Genomic DNA, 19,504 nt, shown 5'->3' with positions numbered 1-19,504 from the left:
TTATCCTTCCTGCTCAATCCTGGTCAGTACGTCACGCAGCACCGGGCCGTACTCATATTTACTCTGACAGACATAGGTACACAGCCCCAGATCTTCCTCATCCAGCTCCAGCGCACCCAGTGCCTGGGCACTGTCAGTATCACCCGCCAGCAGATCGCGCAGGAAATGTGTCGCCATAATGTCGAGCGGCATCACACGTTCATAACTGCCGATCGGCACCATGGAACGTTCGCCGCCATTCATTGATGTAGTAAATGAAAACAGTTTCTTCTTAAAGAAATGACCCAGTGTGGTGCGGGTAACCGTGTATTTGTCTGTGCCCGGCATAATCCAGCCGAACAGCTCTTTCTCACGGCCTTCTTCCAGAACGGAGACCTGATTGGTAAAACGGCCCAGATAGTGATGAGCATCATCACTGGCCACGCCCCACAGGACAGAACCGGAAATAATACGGTTTTCACCGGCCTTCAGCTGCCCTTCGGTCAGTTCATACAGATCTGCGCCGAGGCGGGTTTTCAGCAGGCGCGGGTTCTCCACCTGCGGACCACCGAGCGCCACAATACGGTCGGTATATAAAAAGCCGGTCGTGAACAGTTTACCGATGGCGATGACATCCTGGTAATTCAGTGACCAGACGGTTTTCGTTGCGCTGACCGGTTCCAGGAAATGGATGTGCGTACCGGCAAGACCTGCCGGATGCGGCCCGGTAAATTGTGTGTAACTGACACGATTGTTATCGGTAACTTTTGCGAAATCAGCTGTACCGTGGCAGACATGAATCTTCCCTTCCGTCAGGCAGCTCAGTACCTGTAAGCCGTCATCAAACGACGCCTGTTCCTGACGGATAATCACCTGCGGATCAGCGGACAGCGGATTGGTGTCCATAGCAGTGACAAAAATAGCGGCAGGCACGGAACCTAATTTCGGGGTATGACTGAACGGACGTGTCCGCAGCGCGGTCCACAATCCGGAGGCCACCAGGTTTTTCTCTGCCTGTTCACGGGTCAGTGACGACAGATCCCGGCGGTCATAACTGTCAAACGTTAATTGCTCGTCTCCCTGTATCTCAATCACCACAGATTGTAATACACGACGCTCACCACGATTGATGGCTTTTACCACTCCGCAGGCGGGGCTGGTAAAAATCACACCGGGGTTCTTTTTATCTTCAAAAAGAGCCTGTCCTTTCTTTACTGATTCACCTTCCTGAACCAGCATCGACGGACGCATCCCGATGTATTCCTCACCCAGCAGCGCTGCGTGGCGGACTGAAGGGCCATCTTCTGTGACTTGAGCAGGTGCTCCTGCGATCGGCAGGTCGAGTCCTTTTTTAATTTTAATCATAAAATTTGCACAAGTTTTTGTTAAACCCACGTCATCACTGCCGCAGCAGCGTATGACAACTCAACAATAAAAACACTCCGGGCCGTTATTATCGCCCCGGGCTGTTTTTTCCGACATATGTCACGGTTTTGCGTAAACCCGATCCGCATTATTTTACCACTTCACAACAATTCTGTCCGGCGAAACGAGTGACCTGGCTCAAGCAAATAGGATTATTGTGATCAGAAAAAGCTCAATAACTCGCCTTTACCGAGTAATTAAGTCACCTTTACCGATTCCTGTCTCTTTTTTAACCACAATAATATTCGTAACAAATGATTTTATTCTCACAGGAAACCATTCACAAATTATCTGCATCATGGCAATCTGTTGTTACTTTTTTCACCAATCCATTGTTACCCTGAATACTGAGAATGCGACATATCATTTTTATGGTGATCGGCCTGCTGTTTTTTGCAGGGCAATCATCAGCAACCACAGAAAAATCCGCGTCATTATGGCTTACAACGCCGGTGAGTGATGCCCGTAACAGCCGGGTATTTATACAGATATTTAAAGAAGAAAAAGAACTGGAGCTTTATCAGCGGGAAAATAACGGACGTTTTAAACTGGTGAAACGCTACCCGGTTTGTCAGTTTTCCGGCGGGCTCGGGCCAAAGCAACTGACCGGCGATTTAAAAAGCCCGGAGGGATTTTACCGTATCAGTCTGTCACAGCTCAATCCAAACAGTCGGTTTTACCGAGCTATTAACCTTGGTTTTCCCAATGAATTCGACCGGGCGCATGGCTATAGCGGGGATTATCTGATGGTTCACGGAGACTGCAAATCCGTCGGCTGTTACGCCATGACGGATGCTTATATTGATGAGATTTACCGCTACGTGGAAAGCGCCCTGCTGAGCGGACAGACGGATCTGAATATCGCGATTTATCCTTTCCGGATGACGCCGGAAAACCTGAACCGCCACCGGAACTCCTCACATCTGGCGTTCTGGCAGCAGTTACAGCCTGCTTATCAGTATTTCGCGGATAATCAGATACCTGCCGTGGTTGCGGTTGTTAACGGCCGTTATGTGACCGCCGCACACACAGCGGTACCGGCACCGGCACCGGACGCCGGTTTACTGACTCAGAACACGGATTGATCCCGTTCGCCGTAATAAAAGAGAACGGCTTCGCCGGGCCCGATTTTCTGCCACTGCTCATTACCGGTCAGCGGCTGTGTGGCAATCACAGACACCACATCGTCCTGCCGGGTATGCTGCGAAAAATCAATCTCCACATCACTGTCCACCAGCCGCGCTTTACCGAAAGGCGCGCGGCGGGTGATCCAGTGCAGATTCGTCGAACAGTACGCCAGCACATAGCTGCCGTCTGACAACAACATATTAAAGACACCAAACTGCCGCAGCACATCCGCCAGCCGTTTAATTTCACGGAACACCGTTTGCAGATCCTGCGGCGGCTGCGGGTATTTTTCTTTCAGCTGATTCAGCAGCCAGCAGAATGCATGCTCGCTGTCCGTCTGGCCGACCGGGGTAAAAAAACCGGTCGGCAGATGTTCATAGCCGCTGAGCTGTCCGTTGTGGGCATATGTCCAGTTCCGTCCCCACAGTTCGCGGGTAAAAGGATGGGTATTTTCCAGTGATACCACCCCTCTGTTTGCCTGACGGATATGGGCAATCACCGCTTCGGATTTGACGGGATAGTCACGGACAAAACGGGCAACAGGAGAGTTGCAGCAGGCACGGGCGTCTTTGAATGTCCGGCAGCCCATTCCTTCATAAAACGTAATTCCCCACCCGTCTTTGTGCGGCCCGGTTTCGCCGCCGCGCGGGATCAGGCCACTGAGACTGAAATGAATATCAGTCGGGACATTTGCACTCATCCCCAGCAATTCACACATCGCCTTTCTCCCTTACCCGTTTTTGTGATGACTGAGGACTATTGTTACCCGCAATTCGTTAGTTTCACAATCGCGAAAATATCATTCTTTTAGATGATTTGGTTATATATAAGGTGATTTATGCTTATGGTGAATAAGACAAGCATTGTGCCATAAAAAAAGCACTCAACCGGCGGCAGAGTGCTTTTTCAGGAGATCCGGCTTATCTCCGGTTATTTGACCATTTCTTTTTCGATCAGCATGATCAGAATATGAATAACCTTAATATGAATTTCCTGAATGCGATCCGCGTAACCAAAATGCGGAACACGGATTTCAATATCCGCACTGCCTGCCATTTTGCCGCCGTCTTTGCCGGTCAGCGTGATCACTTTCATGCCTTTGGCACGCGCCGCTTCAATGGCTTTAATAATGTTACCTGAATTACCGGATGTGGAGATACCGAGTAACACATCCCCTTCACGACCGACAGATTCCACAAAACGCGAGAAAACATATTCATAACCGAAATCATTGCTGACGCAAGATAAGTGGCTGACATCTGAAATGGCAATCGCCGGATAACCCGGACGGTTTTCACGGTAGCGTCCGGTCAGTTCTTCCGCAAAATGCATCGCATCACAGTGTGAACCGCCGTTGCCGCATGACATCACTTTGCCGCCCGCTTTAAAAGAATCAGCCAGCATGACAGCAGCCCTGCGGATAGCATCAATATTATTCTCATCTTTCAAAAAGTTATCGAGGGTTGCCGCTGCTTCGGTCAGTTCACCGCGGATAAGTTCCTGGTACATAGAGATAGGCTCCTGAAAATGAATCGGATTTGTCTGTCCTGAGTGTAACGGATCTGCCCCGGTGAAAGAAGTCACAATCCGTGGCATCTGCAAATAAGACACATTTTATTCTGCTAATTTTGTGAGCTGAGTTGTAAATAAAATGTGAAATCGTTGAAGTTATTCCGCCGTTGCGCTAAATCTGAACACAACAGGTCAGACCTCTGATGTCGCAGTGTACTGACACGTCACATGTGCTGACACGGATACCCCTTACGGAGGTTCATCATGTTACTACTCAGTATTATCTTGTTTATCGCCGTCACCGGGCTGCTCGCTTTTCACCGGGTCAGTCTGAAGTTCAGTGCAACAGCACTGATACTGTTCAGTCTCATCATGAATGTCTTCCGTTTATGGCCGTTTGCTGTCACCGTTCTTCTGGCACTGATTTTCCTGCCGTTTGTGATCACGTCCGTGCGTAAAGCCCTGTTCAGCAGCCGTCTGATGCTGCTGTTCCGCAAAGTGATGCCGCCGATGTCACAGACAGAAAAAGAAGCGATTGATGCAGGCACCACCTGGTGGGAGGGCGATCTGTTCCGTGGTCAGCCCGACTGGCAGAAGCTGCACAGCTACCCTGCCCCGCAGCTGACCGCAGAAGAGCAGGCTTTCCTCGACGGCCCGGCAGAAGAAGCCTGCCGGATGGCCAACGATTTTGAAATTACCCACGAACTGGCGGATCTGCCGCCGGCATTATGGCAGTTCCTGCGCGAACATAAATTCTTCGCCATGATCATCCGCAAAGAATACGGCGGACTGGCATTCTCTCCCTATGCCCAGGCGCGGGTACTGCAAAAACTCGCCGGGGTTTCCGGTATTCTGGCGATTACCGTCGGCGTTCCCAATTCACTGGGGCCGGGAGAGCTGTTACAGCACTACGGCACAGATGAGCAGAAAAAACGCTGGCTGCCGGGACTGGCCTCCGGGGAAGAAATCCCCTGCTTTGCCCTGACCAGCCCGGAAGCCGGTTCTGATGCCGGTGCCATTCCGGATACCGGAGTTATCTGCACCGGCGAATGGCAGGGTGAACAGGTGCTCGGCATGCGCCTGAACTGGAATAAACGCTATATCACCCTGGCACCGGTCGCCACCGTGCTGGGTCTCGCCTTTAAACTGTATGATCCGGATAAACTGCTCGGTGAAAAAACCTCGCTGGGGATCACCTGCGCACTGATCCCGGTAAATACCCCGGGGGTTGAAACCGGTACCCGCCATTTCCCGCTTAATGTCCCGTTCCAGAACGGCCCGACACGCGGTAAAGATGTCTTTGTGCCGCTGGATTATATTATCGGCGGCCCGGCAATGGCCGGACAGGGCTGGCGCATGCTGGTGGAGTGTCTGTCGGTCGGGCGTGGTATCACCCTGCCGTCCAATGCCACCGGCGGGCTGAAAAGTGCGGCCATGGCAATTGGCGCTTATTCTTATATCCGCCGTCAATTCCGGATGCCGATCGGCAAAATGGAAGGGATTGAGGAGCCGCTGGCGCGGATTGCCGGAAATGCCTATCTGATGGATGCCGCCGCCACACTGATCACCACCGGTATTATGCTCGGTGAGAAACCGGCGGTTCTGTCCGCGATTGTGAAATATCACTGTACCCACCGGGGACAGCGCGCCATTATTGATGCCATGGATATTGCGGGGGGTAAAGGTATCTGCCTCGGGCCGTCCAACTTCCTGGCCCGTAACTATCAGGGAGCGCCTATCGCGATCACCGTCGAAGGTGCCAATATCCTGACCCGCAGTATGATTATCTTCGGTCAGGGCGCTATCCGCTGTCATCCGTATGTATTGACTGAGATGGCCGCAGCGGCAGACAATCAGCTGAATGACTTCGATAACGCGCTGTTTGCCCATATCGGCCATGTATTAACCGCCGCCACCCGCAGTTTCTGGCTCGGGTTATCGCGCGGGTATTTCAGTCCGTCACCGTTCCGGGATGCCACCCGCCGCTATTATCAGCACCTTAACCGGCTGAGTGCCAACCTGGCGCTGCTGTCAGACATCGCGATGGCGACACTCGGCGGCAGTCTGAAGCGCCGTGAGCGGATTTCTGCCAGACTCGGCGATATACTCAGCCAGCTTTACCTCGCATCCGCCACTTTAAAACGGTTTGATGAGGATGGCCGCCCGCAGGCTGACTTACCGCTGGTACACTGGGCAGTACAGGATTGTCTGTATGAAGCCGAAAAAGCGATGGATGAACTGCTGACCAACTTCCCTGACCGCAAAGTGGCTGCGCTGCTGCGTCTGACCGTCTTCCCGTCAGGCCGCCATCACCGTCCGCCGTCAGATAAACTGGACAGCAAACTCGCCCGTCTGCTGCAGGAACCGTCAGAGACCCGCGACAGAATAGGACGCGGACAATACCTGGCTCCTGAGCCCAACAACCCGCACGGGCTGCTCAATGCCGCACTCAGTGATATTCTCGCCGCCGAGCCGCTGGTAGATCGCCTCAGTCGTATGGCTGAAAAACACATTGATTTCACCCGGCTGGATAAACTGGCGGATATTGCCCTGGAAAGCGGAAAAGTCACACCAGAAGAGGCGGATATCCTGCGCAAAGCGGAAGCCAGCCGTCTGCGTTCAATCAATGTGGATGAGTTTGCACCGGAGATTATCGGCTTAAAATCACACGCTAATTCTCACCGTTACCGTAAAGGTGAAAATCCCTGCGCATAAATAACATGGCGGAGCCGTTCTCTGCTCCGCCATTACTGCGCTCTTTATTACCGTCCTGTGCTGCTGTTACCGGTCATATTGGCATCCAGGCTGAGGATTTTCCGCATTTGTGCGTCTGTCAGATCGGTATCAAAGAACTGCTTAAAGAACTGACGGATATCCTGCTGTATTGCCGTGTCATCTGCCGGTTTACGTTTAACCCGCGCTTCAATCCATTTCATCATCAGCGGTGTTTCGATCCCCGGTGCATCCCAGCGGTAAATACCGATAGGGGCTTTATAAACACGTCTGTTCTTCACAGCAGAAATCGTTTCTGCGCCCTGCCAGCCGACCGTATTCCGGTACACATCTTCCGGCACGAATGAATCAAACTGGCTCAGAATAATAATGTCCGGATCCAGGTTAATCACCTGCTCTGCCGACACCGTGATCCAGTTTGGTTTAACCGGCATATCATCTGTCAGATTAATGCCCCCGGTCTGGTTGATCATCAGGCTGTTTACCGAGGTCTTGCCGGCCACCGTCAGGTTTTTATCTCTGACATACAGAATACCCGGCTTTCCGTACGGCATCTCACGAATGGTCACCGGGGTTGAGTCTCTTGTCACCGTGTTCACTGACTGAATCTGATGATCAAAAAAAGCCAGTAAATCTGCGGCCCGCTTTTCTTTGCCCAGAATGTCGCCCAGCAACCTGATCCCGTTTTTCACATCATCCAAATCACCGTATCTGATTGCCACCGCCGGGATACCGAGTTTATCCAGTTTCTCTTTTTCTTCTTTCTGGTAATCCCAGATAATCACCAGATCCGGATTTAACCTGACCAGTTCTTCGCCGTTAATCGTGAAATCTTTATTCACAAAGGTGCTGTTCACTTTCTCAATACCGGGTGCCAGTGTATTTAAAATACTGTTACGGTAAGCCTCTTTTGCTGACGGATGCATCCCCACAATTTTTGCGTCTGAACCATCCACCACATAAATCATCGACATCCACGGAATAGGTACAACCGCAATCCGCTCTACCGTATCCGGAATAGTGACCCGGTTTCCGGCGAGATCAGTAATTTCTTTTGCCCCGGCACAATTGAAAAACAGCAGTAATACACAGGCACTGAAAATACGTTTTAAGACTGATATTGCCATGTTATCTTCCTGTCATTGTATTTACTGTTATCAGCGAAATGCCCGGATATACGGACGGGGAATTAATTTACGATCATATTTCAGTAAATATTCCAGATACCAGTTAGGATTGCGTAATAACCCGCGACCAACGGCAATTAAATCCGCATATTGGTGTTCTAATATATCATCGGCCAGTTGGTGATCACGAATACCCCCGACAACAATAACCGGTTTCTCACAGCCTTTTTTTACCCCTTTGGTATCTTCCAGCTGATATGCAACACCTTTATTGGTTCCGTGCATCTGACTGCCGCCATTGGATATATGCACAATATCAATAAGCGGATTAATATTACGCAGAATTTTTTGTGTAAATGAAATACTGTCTTCTTCGCAGTAACGGGTACCGATACGTAAAATAATCGCTTTATCTTCCGGCCAGGATTTGCGGACTGCGGCCAGTAATTCTGTCAGAAAAATAACCGGATCAGCATATTTATCGCTGCGCTGATTTGTCCGCCGATCAATAAACTGAGAAATTAAAAACTCATGGGATGCCATAATTTCCAGGACATCGAATCCGGCTTTATCTGCCCGTGCTGCCGCACGTGTATAACAGTCAAACAATGCAGTAATATCCTGCGCTGTTAATGCATTAATATCCTGAATAATATTGCCGGATTCCAGCCGTGACTTACTGCCTGCATGATTAAGCTGGATCGCCACTTTACTGCCTTCATTTTGCAGCATTGCCACAATCTGCGCCAGCATCGCAACATGTCCGTCCTCATATAAACCCAGCGCACCACTGCCCAGGCGGCCGTCAGCGGTAACCGCGCACTCTTCCATAATAATCAGCCCGACCTGACCGACAGCAAAAGACATATAATGCGCCAGATGAAAGTAATCCGCGTAGCCGTCAGTGGCTCGTTTTATTCTGACAGGCGGATAAACTAATTTATTTTTAAGCGTTAATTTTTCTGATACAAATGGCTGCATTAAATTCATAATACACACGTCCCCGGAAAAAGCTGACCGGTACTGTTATATAAAAACTGTACCGATAATAAATAATAAAGTGACTGAAGTGATAATAGAGGTAACAGTGCGGGGACTCTATGACAGGCAATCGGTTTTATAACACCAGTCACACTCTGCCGGAATATGGCCTCCGGATGGGATTATTGCGTTAAAAGTTATCATTCTGTTGTTATTTTTATGTAAGTAAAAATAACATTAATATACTCCCGGGGAGTATCAATAATAAAATCCCCGGGATGTTATTCCCGGGGATTTTCAATATTGGTCAGACACATCTGTTATTCAGTGATTTCCAGTGCCATCAGTTCATCAATGGTCTGACGACGGCGGATCAATTTCGCCTTTCCGTCAGTAAATAAGATTTCCGGTAATAACGGACGGCTGTTGTAATTTGATGACATCGATGCGCCGTATGCCCCGGTATCGTGAAATACCAGAAAATCATTCACAGCGGCTTCCGGTAATGCACGCGGCACCACCATCCCGCCTTCCAGCTGGGTAAACACATCCCCGGATTCACATAACGGCCCGGCGACAATGGTTTCCCGCACAGCACTGTTTTGCGGTTCTCCCGCTGCCGGTAACACTGAAATATGGTGATAACTGCCATACATGGCCGGACGCATCAGATCATTAAAACCACTGTCCACCAGCACATAGTGGCGGCTCCCCATCCCTTTGACCGCCCGTACCTGTGCCAGCAAAATACCGGATTCCGCCACCAGATAACGACCCGGTTCAATTTCCAGAGTGATCTCACGACCGAGATGACGGGCAATACGTGCCCGGGCGGCATCCCAGAGTGAGAAATAATTGTCGATATCAATAACTTCATCCCCTTCACGGTAAGGGGTCGATAATCCGCCGCCGGCAGAAATCGCGCGGATATCCAGATTATTGGTGATCACCAGTTCAGCCATGGCATCACAGACCGTTGCCAGGTGCTCATAATCCACTCCGGAACCGATATGCATATGGATGCCAGTTAATGTCAGCTGATAATGGCTGATTTCTGCCAGTGCTTCTCCGAGATCCGCAAACCAGATCCCGTGCTTGCTGTTCTCGCCGCCGGTATTGGTTTTCTGGCTGTGCCCGTGACCAAACCCCGGATTAATGCGCAACCACACCGGATGCCCCGGACGGCGGGCACCAATCTGGCGCAGCATATCCACCGAGCCGGTATTTACCGCAATGCCGAGTTCCAGCACGCGACCCAGCGTTTCTTCTGTGATCATATCGGCGGTAAACACAATTTCATCCGGACGGTAACCGGCTTTCAGTGCCCGTTCGATTTCCCCAGCGGATACGGAATCGACCTTGACACCATGCTCATGCATCAGACGCAGAATATGAATATTGGAATTGGCTTTCTGCGCAAAACGGATCACATCAAAGCGCTTCAGACGGGCAATACGGCTGATAATCACCTCACTGTCATATAACCAGAGAGGAGTACCGTACTGCTGAGCCAGGCTGCGCAGGGCATCCGGGGTAAACGGGGCGCGGAGTGTTTTGGTTGCGATAGTCATGATGTTGTGCTCTTTTTGATCGTGATCTCATTTTTTTCCATCGTGACAAAAATTCTGCGCGATTTAAAATATCTGATTTGCTAATGTCTATTCATTACTGATATGGATTCGATGAATAATGGAACACTACTCCTGGCGTCACATTGATATTTTCCACGCGGTTATGACCACAAAGAGCCTGACGGATGCCGCACAACTGCTGCATACCTCTCAGCCGACGGTCAGCCGGGAGCTTGCCCGTTTCGAGAAAATCCTCGGGTTCCGTGTGTTCGACCGCATCAAAGGCCGCCTGCACCCGACTGAACAGGGGCTGCGGTTATTCGAGGAAGTGGAACGATCCTATTACGGCCTTGAGCGTATCAGCCGGGCGGCGGAGAGCATCCGCCAGTTTCAGCATGCCCAGCTGGCAATCACCTGCCTGCCCGCTTTTGCTCAGTCATTACTGCCTGCTGTCTGCCGCACATTTCATGCGCAGTATCCGGATGTGAATTTTGAAATCGCCCCGCAGGAGTCACCACTGCTGGAAGAGTGGCTCTCCGCCCAGCGTTATGACATCGGGATCACCGAACATCAGCTGACGCCGCCCGGCACCCTGCAGGAAACCCTGCTCACGCTCAGTGAAGTCTGTGTGCTGCCGTCATCGCATCCGCTGTGCAGCAAATCAGTACTGGCCCCTGCTGATTTTGCACAGCAAAATTTTATCAGCCTGTCCGTTGCGGACAGTTACCGGCAGAGGATTGATGCATTGTTCAGTGAAAAGCAGATCCCTCGCCGGATGATAATGGAAACACACAGTGCGGCCTCGGTATGTGCCATGGTCAGGGAGGGGCTGGGGGTATCTGTCGTTAACCCGCTGACCGCCATGGATTGCAGCGGGATTTGTGTCCGTCCGTTCAGTGAAGACATTCCGTTCACCGTGAGTCTGATCCGCCCGCTGCACAGGCCGCATTCTGTACTGACAGATATTTTTATTACCCATCTCCGTCAGCATATGCAGGCTGTTTTGCGACAGTTAAAGCGGATTACCGGTTAGTTTTTTCATCCAGCAGATACGGCAGCCAGTCCGGCGAATGCGCAAACCACTCAGCCAGAAAATCCAGCAGCAGACGCAGCGGCCGCGCCATATGCTCGCGACTGGTGTAAATGCCGTAAATGCCGAGCGCAGGCAGCCGGTATTCCGGAAACAGACGCACCAGGCGCCCGGTTTTCAGATGCTCATACACCGAACAGTAAGGCTGCAATGCAATACCTTCCCCGTTCAGCGTTGCTTCCAGCAGAAACGTGGATTCATTGGCACTGAGCGCCCCGCTTACCGGGACAGAAATCACCTCATCATCCCGTTCAAATAACCACAGGCTGCGACCGTAGAAATTATAGGTCAGACAGGTCAATTCACTGAGTGCCTCAGGCGATAGCGGATACCCGTGTTTTTCCAGATACGCCGGTGCCGCACAAACCACAGAATCACAGCGGGAAAGCGGCTTCGCGATCAGGTTCGGCTCAAGGTTGTTGGTGATGCGGATCCCCAGATCAATCCGTTCCTCCACCAGGCTGATCGCTTTATTTGTAACCTGCACATCAACAGCAACAGCCGGATAACGTGCCCGGAACTGCACAAGCGCCTTTGACAGTGCCACCATCGCCAGTGACTGGGCACAGGTGATCCGCACCAGGCCGCTGACGGCCTCATCTTCTGTCACCACCGGACGGGCAATCGCCGTTGCCAGCGACAGTAATTCCCGGCTTTGCGTCAGCACCGCTTCACCGGCAGAGGTCAGCGTCAGGCTGCGGGTTGTCCGGTTCAGTAACCGCACACCGGCCCAGTTCTCCATTTCAGCCAGATAACGTGTGACCATCGCCCGGGACATACCCAGCATATCTGCGGCTTTGCTCATGCTGCGCTGTTCGGTAATGGCAATAAAAACCTGAGCGGCGGTGATCCTGTCCATTTTATTTGTCCGGTTTATGCAACAATGAAGACCGGATTATGGGGTTTTTCCGGCGGATTATGCAACTTATTATAGCGTCATCTTAACGACTCACCTGCAAAAAGGATAACACCATGACTTCTGCAATCCGTACCTCACTGGTATTCAGCGCCCTGATGGGGGCCTCTTTTGTCACTGCCGCCGCACCGCTGTCGCTGGAAGTGTATAACCCCGGCGAAAAAAGTATCTTTCCGGTTTCCTCGGAAATCATCAGCGGCAAAAATGAGGTGGTTCTGATTGATGCTCAGTTTCAGAAAGATGATGCTCAGGTACTGGCGGATAAAATCCGTGCGACCGGCAAAACGCTGACCACCATTTATATCAGCCATTCGGATCCGGATTTCTATTTCGGACTGGATGAACTGAAAAAAGCCTTCCCGCAGGCTAAGATTGTCGCCACTCCGCAGACCGTGGCACTGATTAAAGAAAGTAAAGACGGTAAACTGGCTTACTGGGGACCGGTTCTGAAAGAAAATGCCCCGCAGAGTATCGTTGTGCCGGAGCCGTTAGAGGGCAACCGCATTATGCTGGAAGGGGAAAGTATTCTGATTGAAGGGCTGGACAGCCCGGCACCGGAGCGCAGTTATGTATGGGTGCCGTCACTGTCTGCGGTAATGGGCGGTGTGCTGGTATCAGAGAATATCCATGTCTGGCTGGCGGATACCCAGACCCCGGAATCCCGTCAGTACTGGCAGCAGTCGCTGAAAAGTATGCAGGACAAACATCCGGCCACCGTGGTGCCCGGCCATTATGTCGGTAACAGCCATTTCTCACCGGCGGCCATTACCTTTACCGCGGATTATCTGACCCGTGCGGAAGCAGCCCTGAAAGAAAGTAAGGACTCACAACAGATGATCAGCACACTGAAAGCCGCTTACCCGGCCCTGGCGGATGAATCAAGCCTCGAACTGAGCGCCAAAGTGCTCAAAGGTGAAATGCGCTGGCCGCAGTAATCTGATTTAAGGAAAACAGAATGTCAGTAAAAACGCTGCACTATATTTATGATCCGCTCTGCGGCTGGTGTTATGGTATTGCGCCGTTTATTCAGGCCGCACATAAACAGGGCGTGACGATCGCCCTGCACGGCGGCGGGATGATTACCGGCTCACAGCGCCGCCCGGCAGATGACAGCATGCGGGAGATGATCCGCAACCACAATCAGCGCATCACTCAGCTGACCGGACAACCGTTTACCGATGCCTTTTACGCCCTGCTGAAAAATCAGGAGTGGGTAATGGATTCCGTGCCGCCGATTGCCGCCATTCTCAGTGCGCAGGCACAGTCAGGTAAAGGCATTGACATGCTGGAAGCCTGCCAGAAAGCCTATTATCAGGACGGGCTGCCGCTTAACCGCGATACTTTGCGCAGGCTGGCGGATAAACTGGGTATCAGCGATATTCAGTCTGATAATACTGAGCAGCATATTAATGAGAGCCGTCAGTTATTTGTGCATAACCCGACCGGCGGCTTCCCGACTCTGCTGCTGGAAGAGGACAGCCAATTTCAGCACATCCCGAACCAGGCGGTACTGGGTGCGGAATCTCATTGGGAAAGGCTGATCCCGTTACTGAAAACGACTGCCTGACATTATTCCCATCACCATAATCATCCCCGCAATTAAATGCGGCCCGAAGGCAATAATACGCGGGCCGCACTGCGGGTGATGATAACCGCGATGACGGAAATAGTGCATCCCGGACACCACCAGCGCTGACACACAGGCCAGCATCAGCAACAGCGCGAGTTGTTCCGCCCCCACCCAGGCCCCGGAGGCAGAAAACAGTTTGATATCCCCGCCGCCCAGGCCGCTTTTTTTCCGGCACCAGGCATAACCTTCCGCCACACACCAGAGCAGAAAAAAACCGCCGATCACCCCGTACAACGCGGAAGAGAGCGTCACCAGCCGGACCTCATTCTGAAACAGCAATCCGGCCCACAGCACCGGGAACACCAGTTTATCCGGCAGATAAAATACTGCGTTATCAATATGAAACAGCATCACCAGACACAAAAACAGCAGAGTCAGAAACAGGACATACACGCCCTGTCCGTCTGACCAGAACACGATCAGCACGCCGGATAACAGGCAGTGCAGATACAGCCACCCGCCCGGCAACCGCTGCGGATACTGATAGTAATGGCGCAGAATATATTCCGTCCCGGCTTTTAGCGGCAGCGGCAAAAATACTCCCCAGATAATCATAATCAGCCAGTCCATGTTTTCTCCGCGTCTTTCCCTGTTGCGATATCCGCAGCCTGCCTGACCGCCCCGGGAAAGACATCTTTTTTTCCCTGATTACCGCTGAATTACATTTTTTTTCGGGTCATCACGCAATATTGACAGTTACCCCGGCATGTAATGATCCCGGCTGATGCTTGCAGTGAGGATCCCCCCTCTATTATCATGGGGCAATGTGTATCAACCGGCAGCGTGCCGGCAGAACGTAAAGGATATTTTCATGCGGATCCCGCGCATTTATCACCCCGGCACTTTAACCCCCGGCATGGTGACAGAACTGACAGACGACGGTGCCAACCATGTTGCCCGTGTGCTCCGGATGAAAACCGGCTATTCCCTGATCCTGTTTAACGGCACCAATCGGATTTTTAATGCTGAAATTACAGATATCAGCAAAAAAAATGTGTCCGTCCGTGTGACAGATGAGCAGGACGATAACCGCGAATCCCCGCTGTCTATCCACCTCGGACAGGTGATGTCACGCGGCGAAAAAATGGAATTCACCATTCAGAAATCCGTTGAGCTGGGTGTTCAGATTATTACCCCCCTGATCTCTGAGCGCTGTGGTGTTAAACTGGATGGTGAACGGCTGGAGAAAAAACAGCAGCAGTGGCAGAAAATTGCCATCGCCGCCTGCGAGCAGTGCGGACGCAACGTGATTCCGGAGATCCGCCCGGTGCAGACCCTGGAAGCATGGTGTGCGGAAAATGATGATGCCCTGAAGATAAATTTACATCCGCGCGCATCACAAAGTATCAATACACTGCCCGCAGAAACCGCTAAAGTGCGATTGCTGATTGGCCCGGAAGGCGGGCTGTCAGCAGAGGAAATCGCGATGACCGCCGGTCATCAGTTTACCGACATCTTATTAGGGCCGCGTGTATTACGCACAGAAACCACCGCGCTCACTGCAATCACCGCATTGCAGGTGCGTTTCGGCGATCTGGGTTAAGGAGAAAAAATGATCAAGCTCGGTATTGTGATGGATCCTATCGATTCCATCAAAATCAAGAAAGACACCAGTTTCGCGATGCTGCTCGAAGCACAGCGCCGTGGTTATGAAATCCATTATATGGAGATGAATGACCTTTATCTGCATCAGGGCGTTGCCCGTGCCCGTACCCGCACCCTGACGGTGAAAGAAGACCCGGCGGGCTGGTATCAGTTCGGCAGCGAGCAGGATATCGCGCTGGGCACCCTGAATGTCATTCTGATGCGCAAAGATCCGCCGTTTGATACTGAATTCATTTACGCCACCTATATCCTGGAGCGTGCGGAAAGTGCCGGTTCCCTGATCGTCAACAAACCGCAGAGCCTGCGCGACTGTAACGAAAAACTGTTCACCGCCTGGTTTGCCGATCTGACCCCGGACACCCTGGTCACCCGCAGTGCACAGCGTCTGCGTGAATTCCATCAAAAACACGGTGATGTGATTTTTAAACCGCTCGACGGCATGGGCGGTGCGTCTATTTTCCGTCTGAAACAGGATGACCCGAACGTCGGTGTGATTATCGAAACCCTGACCAATCACGGTCATACTTTCTGCATGGCGCAAAACTTCCTGCCTGCCATCAAAGACGGTGACAAACGTATCCTGGTGGTGGACGGCGAACCGGTTCCTTATTGCCTGGCACGCATCCCGGCCAAAGGTGAAACACGCGGTAACCTCGCGGCAGGTGGGCACGGTGAAGTGCGTCCGCTGAGTGAAAGTGATTGGGCCATTGCCCGCAGCGTGGCACCGGTCCTCAAAGAAAAAGGTCTGATTTTTGTCGGCCTCGATGTGATCGGCGACCGCCTGACGGAAATCAACGTAACCAGCCCGACCTGTGCCCGCGAAATTGAAGCCGCACAACCGGACGTTTCTGTCACCGGCATGCTGATGGATGCCATTGAAAAACGTCTCGCCCGGTAACCGCCGGGGCTCTCCCCCGCACACCCATATCCGCAGGCCGTTCTTTCCGGTCTGCGGGCAGACTGAAAAGAAGGTTATGAACTTACAACATCATATTCTCATTGCTATGCCCTCACTGGATGATCCGTATTTTGCGCGTTCAGTTGTGTATCTGTGTGAGCACAATGAAAACGGGGCAATGGGACTGGTGATCAACAAACCAATCGAACAGCTGTCTGTCAGTAAAATTCTGCAAAAGCTGAAAATCACCCCGGATATCCATGATGAAAACCTGTCGCTGGAAAAACCGGTTCTGCTCGGCGGACCGGTTTCTGAAGAGCACGGCTTCGTGCTGCACTCCGGTGATAAAGAGTACGCCGCCAGTACCCGCCTGACCGATGATCTGTTTCTGACCACCTCGAAAGATGTGCTGGAAACCCTGGGAACCGCAGAGCAGCCGGCGCACTATCTGATGACGCTCGGCTACTCAAGCTGGACAGCCGGTCAGCTGGAGCGGGAAATCATGGAGAACAGCTGGCTGGTGGCCGATGTCAGTGAGCGCCTGCTGTTCCGTACCCCGATGCCCGACCGCTGGCGCGAAGCTGCCGCCGGTATCGGCGTCAATATTTACACCATTGCACAACAGGCCGGACACGCATAATGAGCAGTAATACTGTGATTGCCTTTGATTTCGGCACCAAAAGCATTGGCGTGGCTGTCGGTCAGACCATCACCGGCACCGCCCGCCCGCTGGCGGCACTGAAAGCCCGTGAAGGAATCCCGGACTGGGAGCTGATCGCCGCCGTGTTCCGTGAATGGCAGCCGGATTATGTGGTTGTCGGCCTGCCGCTCAATATGGACGGCACACCGCAGCTGGTCACGAATCAGGCGAAAAAATTCGCCAACCGCCTGCACGGGCGTTTCGGGATCCGCGCTGAACTCCATGACGAGCGCCTCAGCACGGTGGAAGCCCGCGCCAATCTGTTTGCAGACGGCGGCTACCGCGCTCTCGGCAAAGACAAAGTAGACTCCGCCTCTGCCGTGATTATCCTTGAAAGCTGGTTTGAACAGCTTTACCGCTGACAATTCTGCCCCGGCGCGCGGTACTGTTTACCATGCCGGTACCGCGTCCGCCTCCCCTGCAATCTCTCCTCTGCCGCGCCGCCATTGCAGACACTGCTCCTCCGTCATCATCCCGGACTGTGCGCCTGACTGCTGATGAGAGGCAATCTGATATGCTTTGTTATCCCGGATAAGGCTCTCCACCGCCGGGGTATTGATCAGCACATCAAACACGGCACAGCGCCCGCCGCCCTGTTTTGCCACCAGATACTGACTCAGCACCGCCACCAGACTGCCTGCCAGCTGGCTGCATACCCTGTTTTTTTCTGCGCCGCTGAACACATCCGTCAGCCGCTCAATCGCCGCAATCGCGCCTCTGGTATGAAGGGTACTCAGCACCAGATGTCCGGTTTCCGCCGCCGTCAGCGCAAGACGGATAGCCGCCTCATCCCGCAGTTCTCCCAGCATAATGACGTCCGGATCCTGGCGCAGTGCGGCTGTCAGCCCCTGCTGATAATCCTCACAATCACGGCCGATTTCCCGCTGGCGGATCAGCGACTGCCTGCTGCGGTGACGGAACTCCACCGGGTCTTCCAGGGTAATCACATGCCGCCGGAAGTGCTGATTGATATAACTGAGCAGCGCCGCCAGCGTGCTTGATTTTCCGCTGCCGGTCGCCCCGGTGACCAGAATCAGGCCGCTTTGCGTTTCTGACAGCAGCCCGGCAAACACCGGCGGTGCCAGGATATCCTCCAGAGAGGGAACCACCGGGCTTATCAGCCGCAGTGCGGCGTTCAGCAATCCCCCTGCCATGAAAATATTCACCCGCAAAGGTTGATCGCGGATAAACAACGCAAGATCCGCCTGCCCTTTTGTCATCAATCTGTGGTAATTTGCCTGGTCGAGGATCGTCTTTACCCAGCCGCGCAGTGCGTCATCCGTTACCGCCGCACAGTGTGTCTGCGAAAAAAGCTCTCCATCCACCCGTAATACCGGCACCTGACCAACACAAAGGTGCAGATCGGATGCATTATGCTTTACACTAAGGGCGATTAAATTATCCATATTCATTAGGTTATCTCCCGGATCATCATGAAACCAATAAAAGACAATCTGACAGAAATCAGAGAACGTATAACCGCTGCGGCGCAAAAATGCGGCCGCGATCCACACACAGTGACCTTACTTGCCGTCAGTAAAACCAAACCTGTGAGCGCGCTCGAAGAAGCAATAGCTGCCGGGCAAACCCGCTTTGGTGAAAACTACGTCCAGGAAGGCGTTGAAAAAATTCAGTATTTCTCCGCGAATCAACACCTGGAATGGCACTTTATCGGCCCGCTGCAGTCTAATAAAAGCCGTCTGGTTGCAGAGCATTTTGACTGGTGCCACACCATCGACCGGCTGAAAATCGCCCAGCGCCTGAGTGATCAGCGCCCGGCAGACAAAGCACCGCTGAATGTGCTTATCCAGATCAATATCAGTGATGAAAACAGCAAATCCGGTATCACCCTTGCGGAATTACCGGCACTGGCCGAACAGGTTGCGGCCCTGCCGAATGTCTGTCTGCGCGGCCTGATGGCAATCCCGGCACCGGAAACAGACCCGGAACGTCAGTGTGCGGTTTTCCGTCAGATGGAAACCGCTTTCCGTGAACTGCAGGGGAAATACCCGCAGGCGGATACCTTATCAATGGGTATGACCGATGATATGGACGCCGCGATTACCTGCGGTTCGACCATGGTGCGCATTGGTACCGCAATTTTCGGTGCGCGTAACTATTCTGTATCCTGATCATTCTGTATCATGACCTTCCTGTACCTTAGTGCGTTATCACAAACCGGTTAATTTGTTTTCTGTTAAGGATTTCA

19 protein-coding genes are annotated in these 19,504 nt (G+C 52.4%); 10 read left to right on the top strand and 9 right to left on the bottom strand.

The genetic code is table 11. The features are described 5' to 3' along the window. Window positions 1-1,344: a Na(+)-translocating NADH-quinone reductase subunit A gene (locus tag ACF8OF_RS05025; protein ID WP_349467927.1), complete on the bottom strand. Its 1,344-nt coding sequence runs from the start codon at window positions 1,342-1,344 to the stop codon at window positions 1-3. A gap of 413 nt (window positions 1,345-1,757) precedes the next feature. Between ACF8OF_RS05025 and ACF8OF_RS05020 the strand changes: the two genes are divergently transcribed. Beyond that, window positions 1,758-2,489, top strand: coding sequence for a L,D-transpeptidase family protein (locus ACF8OF_RS05020; RefSeq protein WP_392495916.1), 732 nt, complete (start codon window positions 1,758-1,760; stop codon window positions 2,487-2,489). Here ACF8OF_RS05020 and ACF8OF_RS05015 read toward each other — a convergent pair. Together ACF8OF_RS05015 and lpcA are read right to left on the bottom strand one after the other, a co-directional pair. Beyond that, window positions 2,474-3,250 (bottom strand): class II glutamine amidotransferase, encoded by a 777-nt coding sequence (locus tag ACF8OF_RS05015; protein ID WP_279799702.1) that lies wholly within the window; start codon window positions 3,248-3,250, stop codon window positions 2,474-2,476. The two genes, ACF8OF_RS05020 and ACF8OF_RS05015, sit on opposite strands and share 16 nt — an antisense overlap. Window positions 3,251-3,462: 212 nt before the next feature. Continuing rightward, entirely contained in the window at window positions 3,463-4,041 is a 579-nt protein-coding gene (gene lpcA / locus ACF8OF_RS05010; RefSeq protein ID WP_024472650.1) for a D-sedoheptulose 7-phosphate isomerase, read from the bottom strand. Window positions 4,042-4,308: 267 nt separating this feature from the next. Between lpcA and fadE the strand changes: the two genes are divergently transcribed. Continuing rightward, window positions 4,309-6,759: an acyl-CoA dehydrogenase FadE gene (gene fadE / locus ACF8OF_RS05005; protein WP_392495915.1), complete on the top strand. Its 2,451-nt coding sequence runs from the start codon at window positions 4,309-4,311 to the stop codon at window positions 6,757-6,759. A gap of 47 nt (window positions 6,760-6,806) precedes the next feature. Here fadE and ACF8OF_RS05000 read toward each other — a convergent pair whose 3' ends face one another. The 3 genes from ACF8OF_RS05000 to lysA all read right to left on the bottom strand — a co-directional run bounded on the left by ACF8OF_RS05000 (window position 6,807) and on the right by lysA (window position 10,456). After that, complete coding sequence (locus ACF8OF_RS05000; RefSeq protein ID WP_392495914.1) at window positions 6,807-7,904, bottom strand: ABC transporter substrate-binding protein; 1,098 nt, start codon at window positions 7,902-7,904, stop codon at window positions 6,807-6,809. Between the two features lie 30 nt (window positions 7,905-7,934). Then, a complete protein-coding gene (locus ACF8OF_RS04995; RefSeq protein WP_392495936.1) occupies window positions 7,935-8,885 on the bottom strand; it encodes an NADH:flavin oxidoreductase in 951 nt (316 codons plus the stop codon). Window positions 8,886-9,205: 320 nt separating this feature from the next. Continuing rightward, the gene (gene lysA, locus ACF8OF_RS04990) at window positions 9,206-10,456 is read right to left on the bottom strand and encodes a diaminopimelate decarboxylase (protein WP_392495912.1); all 1,251 of its coding nucleotides are present in this window, start codon (window positions 10,454-10,456) and stop codon (window positions 9,206-9,208) included. A 118-nt stretch (window positions 10,457-10,574) separates the two neighbouring features. On the opposite strand from lysA, the gene ACF8OF_RS04985 reads away from it, so the two are divergent. After that, on the top strand, window positions 10,575-11,489 hold the full coding sequence (locus ACF8OF_RS04985) for a LysR family transcriptional regulator (protein WP_392495911.1): 915 nt from the start codon (window positions 10,575-10,577) through the stop codon (window positions 11,487-11,489). Here ACF8OF_RS04985 and ACF8OF_RS04980 read toward each other — a convergent pair. Continuing rightward, a complete protein-coding gene (locus ACF8OF_RS04980; protein WP_262859265.1) occupies window positions 11,479-12,405 on the bottom strand; it encodes a LysR family transcriptional regulator in 927 nt (308 codons plus the stop codon). The genes ACF8OF_RS04985 and ACF8OF_RS04980 overlap by 11 nt on opposite strands. 155 nt (window positions 12,406-12,560) lie before the next feature. Here ACF8OF_RS04980 and ACF8OF_RS04975 point away from each other — a divergent pair, with 155 nt between their 5' ends. Together ACF8OF_RS04975 and ACF8OF_RS04970 are read left to right on the top strand one after the other, a co-directional pair. After that, the gene (locus tag ACF8OF_RS04975) at window positions 12,561-13,397 is read left to right on the top strand and encodes an MBL fold metallo-hydrolase (protein WP_225914335.1); all 837 of its coding nucleotides are present in this window, start codon (window positions 12,561-12,563) and stop codon (window positions 13,395-13,397) included. 20 nt (window positions 13,398-13,417) lie between these two features. Continuing rightward, window positions 13,418-14,029 (top strand): DsbA family protein, encoded by a 612-nt coding sequence (locus tag ACF8OF_RS04970; RefSeq protein WP_392495909.1) that lies wholly within the window; start codon window positions 13,418-13,420, stop codon window positions 14,027-14,029. Here ACF8OF_RS04970 and ACF8OF_RS04965 read toward each other — a convergent pair. Beyond that, entirely contained in the window at window positions 14,009-14,662 is a 654-nt protein-coding gene (locus ACF8OF_RS04965; RefSeq protein ID WP_392495907.1) for a prepilin peptidase, read from the bottom strand. The genes ACF8OF_RS04970 and ACF8OF_RS04965 overlap by 21 nt on opposite strands. A 241-nt stretch (window positions 14,663-14,903) precedes the next feature. Between ACF8OF_RS04965 and rsmE the strand changes: the two genes are divergently transcribed. The 4 genes from rsmE to ruvX all read left to right on the top strand — a co-directional run bounded on the left by rsmE (window position 14,904) and on the right by ruvX (window position 17,657). Next, complete coding sequence (gene rsmE, locus ACF8OF_RS04960) at window positions 14,904-15,635, top strand: 16S rRNA (uracil(1498)-N(3))-methyltransferase (RefSeq protein WP_349467920.1); 732 nt, start codon at window positions 14,904-14,906, stop codon at window positions 15,633-15,635. Between the two features lie 9 nt (window positions 15,636-15,644). Continuing rightward, the gene (gene gshB, locus ACF8OF_RS04955) at window positions 15,645-16,595 is read left to right on the top strand and encodes a glutathione synthase (protein ID WP_354622181.1); all 951 of its coding nucleotides are present in this window, start codon (window positions 15,645-15,647) and stop codon (window positions 16,593-16,595) included. A 76-nt stretch (window positions 16,596-16,671) separates the two neighbouring features. Continuing rightward, a complete protein-coding gene (locus tag ACF8OF_RS04950) occupies window positions 16,672-17,235 on the top strand; it encodes a YqgE/AlgH family protein (RefSeq protein WP_262859268.1) in 564 nt (187 codons plus the stop codon). After that, complete coding sequence (gene ruvX / locus ACF8OF_RS04945) at window positions 17,235-17,657, top strand: Holliday junction resolvase RuvX (RefSeq protein ID WP_262859269.1); 423 nt, start codon at window positions 17,235-17,237, stop codon at window positions 17,655-17,657. Before ACF8OF_RS04950 ends, ruvX begins: the two co-directional genes overlap by 1 nt. 27 nt (window positions 17,658-17,684) lie before the next feature. On the opposite strand, the gene ACF8OF_RS04940 is transcribed toward ruvX, so the two are convergent. Beyond that, the gene (locus tag ACF8OF_RS04940) at window positions 17,685-18,707 is read right to left on the bottom strand and encodes a type IV pilus twitching motility protein PilT (RefSeq protein WP_392495905.1); all 1,023 of its coding nucleotides are present in this window, start codon (window positions 18,705-18,707) and stop codon (window positions 17,685-17,687) included. Between the two features lie 21 nt (window positions 18,708-18,728). On the opposite strand from ACF8OF_RS04940, the gene ACF8OF_RS04935 reads away from it, so the two are divergent. Beyond that, entirely contained in the window at window positions 18,729-19,427 is a 699-nt protein-coding gene (locus tag ACF8OF_RS04935) for a YggS family pyridoxal phosphate-dependent enzyme (RefSeq protein WP_262868095.1), read from the top strand. Window positions 19,428-19,504: the final 77 nt, after the last annotated feature.

This window comes from Morganella sp. TYF_1 (assembly GCF_043105645.1).
GTDB classification, from domain to species: Bacteria; Pseudomonadota; Gammaproteobacteria; order Enterobacterales; family Enterobacteriaceae; genus Morganella; species Morganella morganii_B.
The sequence above is the reverse complement of the archived record's forward strand: the minus strand, read 5'-3'. Positions and strand labels throughout refer to the sequence as shown.